The organism is Streptomyces luteoverticillatus, assembly GCF_003970715.1.
Taxonomy (GTDB): Bacteria; Actinomycetota; Actinomycetes; order Streptomycetales; family Streptomycetaceae; genus Streptomyces; species Streptomyces abikoensis.
Genome location: NZ_CP034587.1, coordinates 873,841 through 887,478, shown reverse-complemented (window position 1 = coordinate 887,478; position 13,638 = coordinate 873,841). Strand labels below are relative to the sequence as shown.

The window sequence follows — 13,638 nt, the reverse complement described above, 5'->3', positions numbered from 1 at the left end:
GCGCGGACACCCGCGCCCCGCACCCGACCGAGGGAACCCATGACCGCCTACCGCGACAGCGGCGCGCCGCCCGCGGCGGACACCGCCGGCACCCGCCGCCCCACCGTCGTCGTCATCACCGACCTGATCGTGCTCGCCAAGCACCTGCGCCTGCTGGACGCGGCCGAACGGCGCGGAGTGACACCGCTGTTCGTCTTCGGACCCGAGACGCCGGCGGACGAGCTCGCCCGGCACCGCCGCGACCCGCGCCACCCCCTCTCCCGCCTCGCCGACGAGGGCCTCCGGCACGTCGCCGACACCTCCCTCGAGACCCTGCTGCGCGCCGTCGCGCCCTGGCTGCGCGAACGCCCTGTGCGCGCGGTGCTGAACGTCGGCGAAGTGTTCGTGGAGGCCGCCGGAGTCCTCGCCCAGACCCTCGGACTGCCCGGCCCGGGCGCCCACGCCGCACGGGTCTGCCGCAACAAGCCGCTGCAGCGGCTGGCCGCCCCCGCCCTGGCGCCGCGCTGGACCCTGCTGGACCCGGCCCGCACCACGGCCGCCGGTATACGGGACGCCTTCTCCGCCTTCCCCGCCGTCCTCAAGCCCGCCTCACGGATGTCCAGTTCGGGCGTGCGCGCCGTCGCCGGACCCGACGACATCCCCCCGCTCCTGCCGGACTACGGGCTTGAGGAGCTGCTCCTGCTGGAGGAGCGGATCGCCGGCCGCGAGTTCTCGGTGGAGACGCTGGTGCGCGACGGCGCCGTGCTCTGGGCCGGCATCACGGCCAAGGACACCAACGAGTCCGGCACCTCGTTCTTCACCGAGACCGGCCACACCTCTCCCGCCCCGGACCTCACCCCGGCGCAGGAGAAGCTGCTGCTCGACGCCAACACCGAGTTCCTGCGGGCCGTCCGGTTCGGCACCGGCATGAGCCACGCCGAGTTCCGGCTGACCGCCGAAGACCGGGTGGTGCTGATGGAGGCCGCCGCCCGCCCGCCCGGGGACGCCATCACCCGCCTGTGGCGGCTGGCCACCGGCATGGACCTGGACGCCGCCCTGCTGGACCTCGCGCTCGGCACCGAGCCGCCCACCGCCCCGCCGCGCCGCCGCGCCCGGCAGGTCTACCTCGACCACCCCAGGGGCCACCTCACGGATGTGACCGCCGAGGACGTACCGGTCCACTGGGTCGCCGAGCAGGGCCGGTGGCCGGACCTGCCGCCACTCGCGGAGAACGCCCCGGCCCGGGGCCACGCCGTCCTGGTGAGCAGGCACCGCGGCGACCTGCTCGGCGAACTCGCCGACTCCCAGGGCCGGTCGGTCTCCGTCGTCCTGGACGCCCCCCTCGGCACCGGCATCGACGCCGCCGCGCATGACGCCACCGGGCGCGTGACGATCCACACCGCCGCACCCTCGCCCGCCGCGACGACCGAGGAGCCCGTGGGATGACCGGCCGCCCCACCGGCGCGCCCGCCACCGGCGGCACGGCGCGCGCCGCACGCGACGCGGCCAACGCACGGGCGGTGGCCCGCCTCACCGGAGCCCGCCCCGTCCTGGAGACCGTCGCCCTCGCCGGCGACGTCGTGCCCGGCATGACCGGCCGTACGATCCTCGTCTCCGGCCCGCCCATGCCCTGGCGGGAGTACGAGGGCGGCCAGCGCCGGGCCGTCATCGGCGCGGCCCTCCACGAGGGGCTGGCCCGTGACGAGGCCGAGGCGGAGAAGCTGCTCGCCGACGGCACGATCACGGTGCGCCCCTCGCACGACCACGCCACCGTCGGCTCGCTCACCGGCGTGTGCACCGCCTCGATGCCGGTGGTCGTCGTCCGTGACGAGGCGTCCGGCCGGCGCGCGTTCTGCCGGATGAACGAGGGCGCCGACCGGGCCTCGCTGACCTTCGGGGTCTGGGACGACGGAGTCGGCGCCCGCCTGCGGCATGTGACCGACGTCGTCTCGCCCGCCCTCGCCGAGGTCCTGCGCCACCTGGGTGGGCTGCCGCTCACCCCGCTCATCCGCCGGGCCCTGGCCATGGGCGACGACCTCCACAGCCGGCACAAGGCCGCCGGGGCGCTGTTCCGGGCCGCGGTGCTGGACGCCGTACTGGACCTGTCCCGCGGCGGGGTCACGGAGCGCCACCGGGCCCTGGCCGCCTACCTCCGCTCGGCCGAGTACCTCTTCCTCCACCTCGTGATGGCGGCGGCCAAGGCCGCGGCCGACAGCGCCTCCGGCATCGCCGGCAGCACGCTCGTCACCGCGATGAACCTCAACGAGAAGTGGTTCGGCCTTCGGGTGTCCGGCCTCGGCGACCGCTGGTTCACCGCCCCCCTCCCGCCCGTGTCCACGCTGCGCGGCCGGCTGTACGACGGCCGGACCACCGACGACCTGGCGTACGTCGGCGGCGAGAGCCTGATCACGGAGACCGTCGGCCTCGGCGGCATGGCGGCCGCGGCCGCCATGCCGCTGCAGGACCACTCCGCCGGGACGCCCCCGGAGATGCTCCGCCTCACCGAGCGCATGTACCGGATCACGCTGGCGGAGCACCCCGAGTACCGCATTCCCGCCCTCGCCTACCGCGGCGTGCCGTGCGGCATCGACGTGCTGCGCGTCGCCGGGACCGGCGTCGTCCCCGCGATCCATCTCGGCGCGACGCTGCGCGACGGCGGCCACGCCGGCGCCGTCCTCTTCCACCCCCCGCTGGAGCCTTTCCGGCAGGCCGCGGCGCTGCTGTCCGCACAGCCGCCGCACACCCCGACCACCCCCGTATGACCCGGAGATACCTGTGACACCCTCGCCCCCTTCCCCCCAAGGCACCGACGCGACACCCCCCACCACGCCGGGCGCCGCCGGCCGGCCGGACACGCCCCCCACCCCTCCCGGCACGCTCCGCAGCTGGCTGGCCGTCGTCGCCGTGGGCATGGGCGTCTTCGCCTTCACCACCACCGAGATGGTCCCCATCGGGCTGCTCCCCGCCATGAGCCGCGATCTGGACGTCTCCGAGGGCACCGTCGGCCTGTCGGTGACCCTCTACGGTGCCATCGCGGGCCTCTTCGCCCCCGTGCTGACCGTGGCGACCCGCCGGATCGACCGGCGGCCGCTGCTCCTGCTGGTCCTGTGCGTCTTCGTCGCGGGCAACGCCTTCACCGCGCTGTCGTCCTCCTACACCGTGCTCATGGTCTCCCGGCTGCTCACCGGCTTCGCCCACGGCGTGATGTGGTCGATCGCCGCGAGCATCGCCATCCGCCTGGTGCCGCCGGCCCAGGCCGTCCGGGCCACGGCGGTCGTCTTCAGCGGCATCTCCATCGCCTCCGTCGTCGGCGTACCGTTCGGCACCTTCGTCGGTGGCCTGTCCAACTGGCGCACCGCCTTCTGGTCGATCGCCGGCATCGGCGTCCTGATCCTCGCCGCCGTGGCCTTCCTCCTGCCGCCCCTCGCGCCGCGCGCCGTGGTGCGCCTGGCCGAACTCCCCAAGCTGCTGCGGGACGGCAACCTCCGGATCGCCACACTCGTCACGGCGGCCATGGTGATCGGCCACTTCGCCGCGTACACCTACGTCACGCCCTTCCTCGAGCAGGACGCGGGCATCTCCTCCCACTGGGTCAGCGCGTTGCTGCTCCTGTACGGCGTGGCCGGCGTCGTCGGCAACTTCGCGGGCGGCGCCGCGGCGGCACGTTCGCTGCGCGCCACGACGCTGGTGTGCATCCTCCTGCTCGCGGCAGCCGTCGTCCTGCTGGTGCTCAACGGCGGGTGGCACCCCGGCACGGTGGTCCTGCTGGTGGTGTGGGGCATCGCCTACACGGCCCTGCCGGTCTGCCTGCAGACCCTCGTCTTCGCCAGCGCCCCGCAGGCCCCCGAGGCCGCGACCTCGCTGTACATCTGCGCCTTCAACGTCTCCATCGCGCTGGGCGCGCTGGCCGGCGGATGGGCCGTGGACGCCTCCGGCCCGTCCGCGGTGATGTACCTCGGCGCCGGGTTCAGCGTGCTGGCCGCCCTGCTCATGACCCGGTACCGGGTCGCACGGCCGGAATAGCCGACCGCCCGGCCCGTCCACCGGGTGCCGGCCCCGCCGGCACCCCCTTCCAAAGAGACCTCCATGACATCACCTCCGGCCGGACCGCCCGTCGACCTGCGGTCCGACACCGTCACCCGTCCCGACGCGCGGATGCGCGAGGCCATGGCCCGCGCCGAGGTCGGCGACGACGTCCTCGACGGCGACCCCACCATGCGGGCGCTGGAGGAGGAGATCGCGCGGCTCCTCGGCACCGAGGACGCCCTGTGGGTGCCCAGCGGATCGATGGGAAACCTGATCGCGCTGTGCGTCCACCTCGAACGCGGCGACCGCTTCCTCGCCCCCGACCGCGCCCACATCCTCGACCACGAGGTGGGCACGGCCGCCTGGCTGGCCGGAGGCATGCCCCGCGCGCTGCCCTGGACGGCCGGCCCCGGCGCGCCGAGCCCCTCCGACATCACCCGGGCCGTCGCCCACGGCGGACCGTACTTCGCGCTGCGGGACCGGCTGTTGTGCCTGGAGAACACCCACAACGCGGCGGGCGGCACCGTCACCGCACCGCGGGAGCACCGCCGCCTGACCGACGCCGCCCACGACGCCGGGCTGCTGGTGCACCTCGACGGCGCCCGCCTCTGGAACGCCGCGGTCGCCCTCGGCGTGCCACCGGCGGATCTGGCCGAGGGCGCCGACTCCGTCCAGGTCTGTCTCAGCAAGGGGCTCGGCGCGCCGGTGGGTTCGGTGCTGGCGGGCGGCACGGAGTTCGTGCGGGAGGCACGCAGGGTCCGCAAGATGCTCGGCGGCGGCGTCCGGCAGGGCGGCATCCTGGCGGCGGCCGGGCTCGTGGCCCTGGAGCGCGTGGAGCGCCTGGCCGAGGACCACGACCACGCCCGGCTGCTCGCGGCCGGGCTGGCCGAGCGGGGGTGGGAGACCACCACCCCGCAGACCAACATCGTCATGCTGCCGGTCGACGACCCCCGGCACACCGTCGCCGTACTCGCCGCGCGCGGCGTCCTCACCGTGCCCACGGACGCCGGCGTCCGCATGATCACCCACTGCGACGTGTCGCGCCACGACGTCTTGCGGGCCGTCGAGTCCTTCCCGCCGCCCGGCGCACGGCCGGCCGGTCGCCGCCCGTGAACACCCGCCGATCTCTCCCCGGGAGCGCCTATGACCTTGCCGAGCACGCCGCGCCACCGGCCCCCCGGGACCGGCCCGGTGCCGTCGCCCCGGCCGCCGGCCGTCCGGCCCGCGTGCCCGCCGGGTGCGGCCCGGTCCGGCGCCCTGCCGCTGGCCGGCGCCGTCGCCGGAGGCGCCGCGCTGGCCCTGGAGTCCGTGGTCAACGGCAGGCTCGGTGAACGCACGGGGGCCATGGCCGCGGCCGCCTGGTCGAACACGCTCAGCCTGTGCGTCGTGGCGGCGGCCGCGTGCTTCCTGACGGGTCCGCGGCCCGCGTTCGCCGCGCTGTCCACCGCGCTGCGCTCCCGCGCGCTGCGGCCCTGGCACTGTCTGGGCGGCCTCGCGGGCGGCGGCATGGTCCTGACGCAGGCGCTGACCGCCGCCACCCTCGGCCCGGCGTCCTTCTCGCTGGCCCTGGTCTCCGGCCAGACGCTGTGCGGGGTGGCGATGGACCACCTCGGCCTGGGCCCGGGGGCCCCGCGCCGGGCCACCGGCCGCCGACTGGCGGGCGGGCTGCTCGCCGTGGGCGCCGTGGCCCTTCCGGTGCTCGCCGCGGCGGACGCGGGACGGACCCTGGCGCTCGCTGTCCTGCCGTTCCTCGCGGGCTGCGCCCTGTCCTGGCAGATGGCCGTGAACGGCAGGGTGGACGAAGCCGCCGGCCACCCGTACCCGGCGGTCCTGCTGAGCTTCGCCGCCGGCACCGCCCTGACGGTCGCGGCCGTGACGGTGGCGGCCGCGTTCTCCCAGCTTCCCCGACTTGGCTCCGGCCCGTTGTGGCACTACGGCGGCGGCCTGCTCGGTTGTGCGGTGGTGCTGTCCGCCGTGCTGACGGTCCGCCGGATCGGTGTGCTGGCCGCGGGCCTCGCGATGATCAGTGGTCAGGTGCTCGGCGCGCTCGTCCTGGGGCCGCTGACGGGACAGCCGCCGGCGCACCAGGGGGCAGCCGTGGCCGGCGGGGCGCTGCTGATCGGCGCGGTCGTGCTGGCGGCCCCGGCCGGTGCCCGGCTCCGGTCCGGCGCCGGGAGAGGAAACTGATCACTCGTGTCACCACAGCAACGCGCCATCCGCTCACGCGAGGCCATCGTGCGGGCCGCGGCACAGGTTGTCGACCGGCACGGACTGAGGGCCGCGACCCTCACCCGGGTGAGCGCCGAGGCCGGACTCTCCAAAGGCGCGGTCTACTTCCACTTCGACGACAAGGACGCGCTGGCCTCCGAGCTGGAGACGGAGGCCGGGCGCGCGCTCGACGAACTGGCCGCCGCCCGCGCGCGCGAGGACGGGCCCGCGCTGCCGGCCGTGGTGGAGACGACCCGCCGACTGGCCTGCCGGCTGAGCGAGGACGTGGTCGTACGGGCCGGGTTCCAGGTCAGCTGTGATCGCGCGGGGGGAGACGTCCCGGTCCTGCGCCGCCGGCTGGCCGGCTTGCTGTGCCGGCTGCTGGAGGACGCCCGGAGCGACGGCAGCCTCGCGCCGGGCATGGCGGTCGAGGACGTGGTCGCCACCGTGCTCGCGGTCATTGTCGGGGTGCAGATCCTCTCCCGCCAGCCGGGTGCCGCACGGGAGGTGCCCTGGGTCATGGACCGTTTCTGGCACGCCACGCTGCCGGTGCTGACGCCCGGGCGCCCGGGCTGAGCCCCCGCCCGGCCGGCTTCCTCAGGCGCTGGGGTCGCCGGGGGCGCCCGGCGCCGACCCGGCAGGGTCCGCACCCGCGTGCACCGCCAGCATCCCCCGTACCGTGCGCTCCCAAGGGAACTCCTCCGCCCGTTTCCGTGCCGCCGTGCGGCGGCGTGATTCGGGGATGGACAGCAGGCGGAGCACCGCGTTCGCCGTCGCCTCCGGTGTGGTGGGAGCGGCCAGGCCCGCGTCCGGCGTGAGGAGTTCGGGGGACGCGCCGGTGTTCGCAGTGACGGCCGGGGTGCCGCAGGCCAGGGCCTCCAGGACCGCGAGGCCGAAGGACTCCACCGGGCAGGGGGCCAGCGCCACGTCCGCCCGCGCGAGCGCGCGGGCCACGGCGCGGCGGTCGGCCACATGGCCGTGGAAGCGCACCGGCAACCCCGCCTCGTACGCCCGCCGTTCCAGGCGGTCGCGCTCCGGGCCGGCGCCCAGGACGTCCAGGAGGGCCGGGACGCCGCGACGCAGCAGTACGCGCAAGGTTTCCAGCGGGAGACGGGGGTGTTTCTCCGCCGACAGGCGGCCCGCGTACACCAGGTGAGCCACCGCCCTCGGGGCGGTCTCCGCCGGCGCGAAGACGCCCAGGTCCACGCCGAGCGGCACCCGGTACAGCGCCGGGGCCGCCACACGCGCGAACTCCGCGCAGGAGAAGGCGGATGTCGCCACGACGGCGTCGAACGCGCGGGCCAGGCGCCGGTTCCACGCGTCCGACGGCCGCCTCAGCGCGGCGGCTCCCAGCGGCAGCCGGGGCGCCAGGATGGCGTCCAGGCGCTCGTGGGAGAGCAGCACCGCGCGGGCTCCCCGCGCACGGGCCCAGCGTGCCGCGTGGACGAGCGTGAGTTTGTCGGACACCTCGACGGAATCCGGTGTCAGGCGCTCCAGGAGCGCCCTCAGCGCGCGCAGCGCCGCCGGGGTGCAGATCAGCCGGTAGCCGCCGCCCACCGGGACCCCGGGCAGGGCGACCCGGAGCCCGGCGCCGTCGCGCCACGCCGCGTACCGGGGGCCCGGGGTGATCAGCACCCGTTCGTGGCCCGCCGCCGCGTAGCCCCGGCCGAGCGCGTCCAGCGCGGTCCGCAGGCCGCCGGAGGCCGGGCCGTGGAAATTGGCGAGCTGGACGATCCTCACGCGTCGTCGTCCCCCGGGCGCCGCAGGGCGCGCACCAGGCCGGCGTACGTCCAGGGGCGGGCCCCCGCCGCGAGGGCGAGGTCGACGGACTCCAGGGCGAGTTCGCGCAGGCCCGGCCGGTCCAGGTCGGCCGGGTGGAGGGCGATGCGGAAGGGCCTGCCGCGCCCGGACCACCGGCCGGCCGCCGCCCGCATCAGGCGCGCGCCGGCCCGCTCCCCGAGGCCGCCGGGCCGGTGGGAGAGCGCCGGCATCCGGTGCCGGGCGCCGGTGCGCAGGTCGTGCACGGCCAAGTGGCTGGTGGTGTACTCCAGGCCCACCGCGCGCAGGGCCGCGAACGATCCCGGCGAGGCGAGCCAGCCCGGCGGGGTGAAGCCCTCCGGGACGATCCCCACGGAGGCGAGGGCGGCCAGTCCGGCCGAAAGCCGGCGACGGGCCTCCGGTTCGTCCAGCGCGCAGAACTCCGCGCAGCCGCGCGCCAGCAGGGAGTTCAGCCACCGCCGCGCGGGCGGGCCGCCGGGCACGGCCCGGTGGGTGCAGCCGTGGAGAGAGAGCTCGTGCCCGCGCCGGGCCGCCTCGTGGAGCCAGCGCACGAGGGCCGGGTCGTCCGGCAGCCGGGGCCCGCGCCAGGCGCCCGGTACGAGCAGCAGGGTCGCGGGCACTCCCCGCGCGTCCAGCTCGGCCAGCCACCGGCGGCTGCGCGAGAAGCTCCAGGGGGCGACGTCGTGCACCGAGACCACGAAGACCGCTGTCACCCTCCCAGGATCCTCCGGCCGGTGTGACGTGCGCCGTACGTCCGGGTGAACACCCCCTTCCGGGTGCAGACTGTTGTTCGACAAGGTGTCACGCACCCGGCAGCTTCAGCAGCTTCAGGAGATCGCATGCGTTACGCGGACGGGCCCGGCGTCCATGACGAGGTCCACATCGGCGCGGCCCCGGCCGAGGTCTGGAGACTGGTGGCCGACATCGGCCTGCCCGCCCGGATCAGCACCGAACTCCAGCGCGTCGAGTGGCTGGACGGCGCCACGGGGCCGGCGCTCGGCGCGGCCTTCGAGGGGCACAACCGCCACCCCATGGCCGGCGAGTGGCGGACGGTCTCGCACATCGTCGCCCTGGAGCCCGAGCGGCTGTTCACCTGGGCGGTCACGGACCCGGACAACCGGTTCGGGGGCGGGCCCGCCGATCCCGCCTTGCCCCTCGCCACCTGGAAGTTCGAGCTCCTGCCCGAGGACGGGGGGACGCTGCTGCGGCAGTCGGTGCGGGTCGGGCCGGCGCCCTCCGGGCTCAGCGTCGCGATCAGCCGCATGCCGGACCGCGAGGAGCAGATCCTCGCCATGCGCCTGGGCGAGCTGCGGGAGGGCATACGGGCCACCCTGGAGGGCGTCAAGCGGCTCGCGGAGCCGGCCCTGGACGGGGGCGCGGACGCGGCCGCAGGTGCCGGCTCCGGTTCCGGTTCCGGGGCGTAGGGCGAAATCGGGGGGAGGACGGCCAGCCTGGTACGGAAAATCCTGATTTTCGATGATGGTGATTCCATGACCAAGATCAAGGCCATCTCCTTCAGCTCCTTCGGCCCCGCCGAAGTGCTCCGGCTCGGCGACGCCGACCTGCCCGCCCCCGGGCCCGGGCAGGTCCGGATCGCCGTCCGCTGCGCGGGCGTCAACCCGCTCGACCACAAGATCCGCAGTGGTGCCATGGAAGCGGTCTTCCCCACCGAACTGCCGCACGTCCCCGGTGTGGAGGCGTCCGGGGTGGTGGAGGCGGTCGGCGAGGGCGTCACGGAGGTGTGCGCGGGGGACGCCGTCCTGGGCCGCACGCTCACCGGCGCCTACGCCGACGCGGCCCTGGCCCGGGCGGACCAACTGGTGGTCAAGCCCCTCTCGCTGCCCTGGGAGGAGGCCGCGGCCCTGCCGGTGGCGGCCGAGACGGCGCTGCGGAGCCTCACCGAGCTGGGCGTGGGCGCGGGGGAGACGCTGCTGGTCCACGGCGCGGCCGGCGGGGTCGGCACCCTGGCCGTGCAGTTCGCCCGCGCGCGGGACGTCCGGGTGATCGGCACGGCGAGCGAGTTCAACCACGAGTACCTCAGGGGGCTGGGCGCCCTCCCCGTCACCTACGGGGAGGGCCTCGCCGGCCGGGTGCGGGGCATCGCCCCCGAGGGGGTGGACGCGGCGCTGGACGCGGTGGGCAAGGGCGACGCGGTCGGGGTGTCGGTGGAGGTGACCGGCGACCCCGGCCGGGTGCTGTCCCTCGCCGACGCGGAGGGCGCCCGGCGCCACGGCGCGCGCTTCAGCTCGGGCGGCACGGGAGCGGGTACGGTGCCCGCGATCGAGGCAGCCATCGCCCTCCACGAGGCGGGGATCCTCCAGCTGCCGATCCACCGCGTCTATCCGCTGTCGGAGGCTGCCGAGGCGCACCGCGCCAGCGAGCACGGGCACCTCACCGGGAAGATCGTCATCGCGGTGGCCTGAGTGGTGTGAGCGGTGGCGCGCGTCACTGCCGTACGGTCCAGTGGTCGTTGGCCCCGGCCTGGACGAACCGCAGCGGCGGGCAGAGGAACGCGCTTCCGTCGGGCCGGTCCTCCGTCCACGGCGCGTCCGCCGGGCTCGCTGGCTTCCACGCCCCGTTGGCGCGCAACTGAATGGCGCTGCTGTCGAAGACGGTGTTCCACGCCTCCGCGCAGTAGTGGCCCACGCCGGTGGCGGGATCGACGCTCGCGTAGATCTCGAACATGTCCCAGCCGTGGGCCAGGCCGCTCTGATCGGTGCCGGACTGCTGGTAGAGCAGGTTCCAGCTGCGCGTCCGCACGTTGTAGAGGTACGACGACCAGCGGTTGCCGCTCGCCGCGTCCCGTACCAGCTGCACGCTGTAGCTCCGCCCGCCACCGGTGCCGGTGGTGTACGTCGCGAGGAAGTCCGCGTCGACGGTCAGCACCTTCGCCGGCCCGCCCTTGCCGCACCAGTCCCAGGCCCAGATCTCGTCGCCGCTGTTCCAGTACGCCGTGACGATCTCCATGCAGGAGTTCTGGGCCTTGGTGGTGGGCGCGTAGGTGAAGTCGTCGGCGCTGGACACCTTGTAGGAGGGGTCGACGGTGTGGGTGGCCGTGATGCCGTCGTGCGAGCCGGGCCGGGGGAAGATCCCCCACCAGTTGTGGGTGACGTCGGCCGCGGGCCGGCCGGTGGCGGTCGGCGGGTGGTGCGCCCATGTGCCGCCCCGGGCCCGGCGGCCGTTCTCGAACGCGCGGACGGCGCGATCGCGGCCGGGGGAGCGGTCGGGCGTCCGGGCGCCGGTGACCACGCCCCGGTGCGGGGCGTCGGGGTCGGGCGCGGTGGTGCCGCCCGCACCGGTGGCGGGTGCGGTGGCACCGAGGGCGGCCAGGACGGTGAGCAGGGCCGCGACGAGGGGGGTCCGGTGTCTGTTCACATGAACTCCAGCAGGGACGGGGGGTGGGAAGCGCCTGCGGACTCCGGGCGATGGAAATGTCCATGACAATCCCTGAGGTGTCAAGGGATCCAGCGATCCGGGTGTCGTGCTGAGCGACCCGTCAGGGGAAGGCGGGGGCGGCTCGCGCCCTGGGATATCACCCCAGGTAGGGGTGCTCCCGCTGCTCGAGGAAGTGCCGGATGCGGAGCCGCTGGGTGTGGTGCATCGGGAGCGACGCGAGCTCGCCGCGGCCGACGAACCGGAGTTCGGTGGACTCGTCGGAGATCGCGAGCTCCCCGCCCGTCACGCGCGCGGTGAAGCAGACGTTGAACTGCCGCCGTACCTCCCCGTCGGAGTAGACGATGACGTGGCGCGGGTCGGTGTAGGTGCCGACCAGCCCCGTGATCTCCACGTCCAGCCCGGTCTCCTCCTTGACCTCGCGCACGGCCGTACCGGGGAGGGAGTCGGTCATTTCCATGCCGCCGCCGGGCAGGGCCCACAGGTCGTTGTCGCGCCGCCGTTGCAGCAGGATGCGGCCTTGTTCGTCGGTGACGACGGCGGAGGCGGCCACGACCATGTTGTTGGGCTCGGGGGCCGCCGGGTCGTCGTAGTACTCGGTACGGGCCACGGTCACTCCTCCTGGACGGGCGTCGCTGTCGCCCACACCGCGTCGAAGCTCTGCGCGTAGGTGTCGAAGACTCCTCCGGCGCCGTTGCGGCGGAGGTGCCAGACAGGTGCCGCGAACGCGTTCGCTCCCCAGATGTGGGCGTTGACCAATAGTTGATCATCGGCCCGGTAGAGGGAGTTGTACAGCGTCGTCCCGTGGGTCCGGATCTCGATGCCGGGGACGCCGACCAACGGCCGGTAGTGCATCAGGGCCAGTCGACACCTGGACTCGATGCCGTGGCCGAACCGCTCCTCCTCGCCGCGCTGCCGGACGTTCTCACTGTCGGCGTCGCCCAACGCGATCCGGACCGAGCACCCTTCGGCGGCCCGCTCGCGAAGGAGATCGTTGAGGCGGGGGTACGCCTCGTGCAGGAAGACGGCGGCGTAGACGAGTACGTCGATGTGTTCGCGGGCCTGGGCGAACAGGTCGGTGTAGCGGGACACCGGAACGTCCGCGCGCCGGTCGTAGAGCGCGACCAGCTCAGGACTGACTGCGCGTGCGGCTCGTGCCTGCCGGAGCGCCGGCCAAAGTGCGTGCACGTCCCCTCCTAGCGCCTCCGCCGCCTTCATAGCCGTCGCGCGGCGGGGCACGCGTCCCTGGTTCACCCAGCGCTCGACGGACTTGGGGTCGACTTCCGTCTTTTCCGCGAAGGTTGCGTATGTCCAGCCCCCGGCTGCCATGGCGGCTCGAAGCCTCTCGTTCGACATCTCAGTCTCTCCCGGCCTCGGGGACATCACCAGGGACGTTCTACCGCCTGCGGGACGTCCCTGAATGGGGTTTGGGGGAGGTTTCCCCGTCCCGATCACCGACGCGATCCTCGCTACGTGAGCGACAGCGGAGCCCCACGGGCTCAGGTCCGCTGCTGCGCCTGCGGTTCTCCTGCGCTCACGTCACTTATCCGTGCTCTCGAAGGACGGTCGAGACCTATGAGTGGGGCCAGTACGGCTACTAGGCGGTGCGGTGTTGAGACGCGTCGCGTGCAACGCTGGACGACACACAGACGAACCGTCGGCCTGGCGCGCGATGAGCTGCGCGCGGCGCTGGCGGAGTGGGGGCTGAGCGCGATTGAGGAACCGGCGGTGCTGGTTCTCTCGGAGCTTGTCACCAATGCGATCACGCACGCCTTCGTGCGGGGCCGGGACATCGAGACCTCGTTCTGCCGGGGCCCGCAGGGCGTGCGGCTCGCCGTGGACGACGCCGACGAACGCCACCACCCCCAGAGGCGGCCCCCGGGTGAGGCGGGAGGCCGTGGCCTGGTCCTGGTCGAGGAGCTCTCCGACCGGTGGGGATGCAGAATCCGGCGGGGCGTGGGCAAGTCCGTCTGGGCCGTGATCACCGTTCCGGGCGGGAGGTGGCTGTGATGCGCCTGCTGGCGTACATGCTGCGCAGCGGTGACGTGGTCGACGACGGCAGCGTCCGGCGTGAAGTGAAAGCGGTCCGTGAACGCGGGCGGGACATTGTCGTCGTGTTCAAGGGCGGGGACCCGTTGCGCGTCGGCCGCGATCACGAGGTGACGGTCCAGCGCGGCTGGGGGAAGCCCCGGCGGGAGGCCCGCTGATGGGCGAGCAAGCGGCCGAGTGGGCGCTGTACCCGATGGACCCGAC

The 13,638-nt window shown here is 74.7% G+C and carries 15 protein-coding genes; 10 read left to right on the top strand and 5 right to left on the bottom strand.

The window, feature by feature from the left end; genetic code table 11:
• The first annotated feature begins 39 nt into the window (after nucleotides 1-39).
• From EKH77_RS03630 to EKH77_RS03605, 6 genes are all read left to right on the top strand, one after another.
• A complete protein-coding gene (locus EKH77_RS03630) occupies nucleotides 40-1,425 on the top strand; it encodes an ATP-grasp domain-containing protein (RefSeq protein ID WP_126912991.1) in 1,386 nt (461 codons plus the stop codon).
• Entirely contained in the window at nucleotides 1,422-2,741 is a 1,320-nt protein-coding gene (locus EKH77_RS03625) for a DUF1116 domain-containing protein (RefSeq protein ID WP_126912990.1), read from the top strand. Before EKH77_RS03630 ends, EKH77_RS03625 begins: the two co-directional genes overlap by 4 nt.
• 13 nt (nucleotides 2,742-2,754) lie before the next feature.
• Nucleotides 2,755-4,002, top strand: a complete 1,248-nt coding sequence (locus EKH77_RS03620) for an MFS transporter (RefSeq protein WP_206279809.1) — start codon at nucleotides 2,755-2,757, stop codon at nucleotides 4,000-4,002.
• A 63-nt stretch (nucleotides 4,003-4,065) separates the two neighbouring features.
• Nucleotides 4,066-5,118, top strand: coding sequence for a threonine aldolase family protein (locus tag EKH77_RS03615; RefSeq protein WP_126912989.1), 1,053 nt, complete (start codon nucleotides 4,066-4,068; stop codon nucleotides 5,116-5,118).
• Between the two features lie 30 nt (nucleotides 5,119-5,148).
• On the top strand, nucleotides 5,149-6,192 hold the full coding sequence (locus tag EKH77_RS34275) for a DMT family transporter (RefSeq protein ID WP_126912988.1): 1,044 nt from the start codon (nucleotides 5,149-5,151) through the stop codon (nucleotides 6,190-6,192).
• A 6-nt stretch (nucleotides 6,193-6,198) separates the two neighbouring features.
• On the top strand, nucleotides 6,199-6,789 hold the full coding sequence (locus EKH77_RS03605) for a ScbR family autoregulator-binding transcription factor (protein WP_126912987.1): 591 nt from the start codon (nucleotides 6,199-6,201) through the stop codon (nucleotides 6,787-6,789).
• Nucleotides 6,790-6,810: 21 nt separating this feature from the next.
• Here EKH77_RS03605 and EKH77_RS03600 read toward each other — a convergent pair whose 3' ends face one another.
• On the bottom strand, nucleotides 6,811-7,953 hold the full coding sequence (locus EKH77_RS03600; protein ID WP_126912986.1) for a glycosyltransferase: 1,143 nt from the start codon (nucleotides 7,951-7,953) through the stop codon (nucleotides 6,811-6,813).
• On the bottom strand, nucleotides 7,950-8,705 hold the full coding sequence (locus EKH77_RS03595; RefSeq protein ID WP_164737731.1) for a DUF2334 domain-containing protein: 756 nt from the start codon (nucleotides 8,703-8,705) through the stop codon (nucleotides 7,950-7,952). Before EKH77_RS03595 ends, EKH77_RS03600 begins: the two co-directional genes overlap by 4 nt.
• Before the next feature lie 126 nt (nucleotides 8,706-8,831).
• Between EKH77_RS03595 and EKH77_RS03590 the strand changes: the two genes are divergently transcribed.
• Nucleotides 8,832-9,416 (top strand): SRPBCC family protein, encoded by a 585-nt coding sequence (locus tag EKH77_RS03590; protein WP_126912984.1) that lies wholly within the window; start codon nucleotides 8,832-8,834, stop codon nucleotides 9,414-9,416.
• Between the two features lie 75 nt (nucleotides 9,417-9,491).
• Entirely contained in the window at nucleotides 9,492-10,415 is a 924-nt protein-coding gene (locus EKH77_RS03585; protein WP_397614185.1) for an NADP-dependent oxidoreductase, read from the top strand.
• Between the two features lie 22 nt (nucleotides 10,416-10,437).
• On the opposite strand, the gene EKH77_RS03580 is transcribed toward EKH77_RS03585, so the two are convergent.
• From EKH77_RS03580 to EKH77_RS03570, 3 genes are all read right to left on the bottom strand, one after another.
• Nucleotides 10,438-11,367: a carbohydrate-binding protein gene (locus tag EKH77_RS03580; protein ID WP_206279808.1), complete on the bottom strand. Its 930-nt coding sequence runs from the start codon at nucleotides 11,365-11,367 to the stop codon at nucleotides 10,438-10,440.
• 157 nt (nucleotides 11,368-11,524) lie between these two features.
• Nucleotides 11,525-11,995 carry an NUDIX domain-containing protein gene (locus EKH77_RS03575; protein ID WP_126912982.1) on the bottom strand — a complete coding sequence of 157 codons (471 nt, stop codon included), beginning with the start codon at nucleotides 11,993-11,995 and terminating at the stop codon, nucleotides 11,525-11,527.
• Nucleotides 11,996-11,997: 2 nt separating this feature from the next.
• Entirely contained in the window at nucleotides 11,998-12,741 is a 744-nt protein-coding gene (locus EKH77_RS03570; protein WP_126912981.1) for a helix-turn-helix domain-containing protein, read from the bottom strand.
• A gap of 219 nt (nucleotides 12,742-12,960) precedes the next feature.
• On the opposite strand from EKH77_RS03570, the gene EKH77_RS03565 reads away from it, so the two are divergent.
• The gene (locus tag EKH77_RS03565) at nucleotides 12,961-13,395 is read left to right on the top strand and encodes an ATP-binding protein (RefSeq protein WP_126912980.1); all 435 of its coding nucleotides are present in this window, start codon (nucleotides 12,961-12,963) and stop codon (nucleotides 13,393-13,395) included.
• Complete coding sequence (locus EKH77_RS03560; protein ID WP_126912979.1) at nucleotides 13,395-13,592, top strand: hypothetical protein; 198 nt, start codon at nucleotides 13,395-13,397, stop codon at nucleotides 13,590-13,592. Before EKH77_RS03565 ends, EKH77_RS03560 begins: the two co-directional genes overlap by 1 nt.
• The last annotated feature ends 46 nt before the right edge of the window (nucleotides 13,593-13,638 follow it).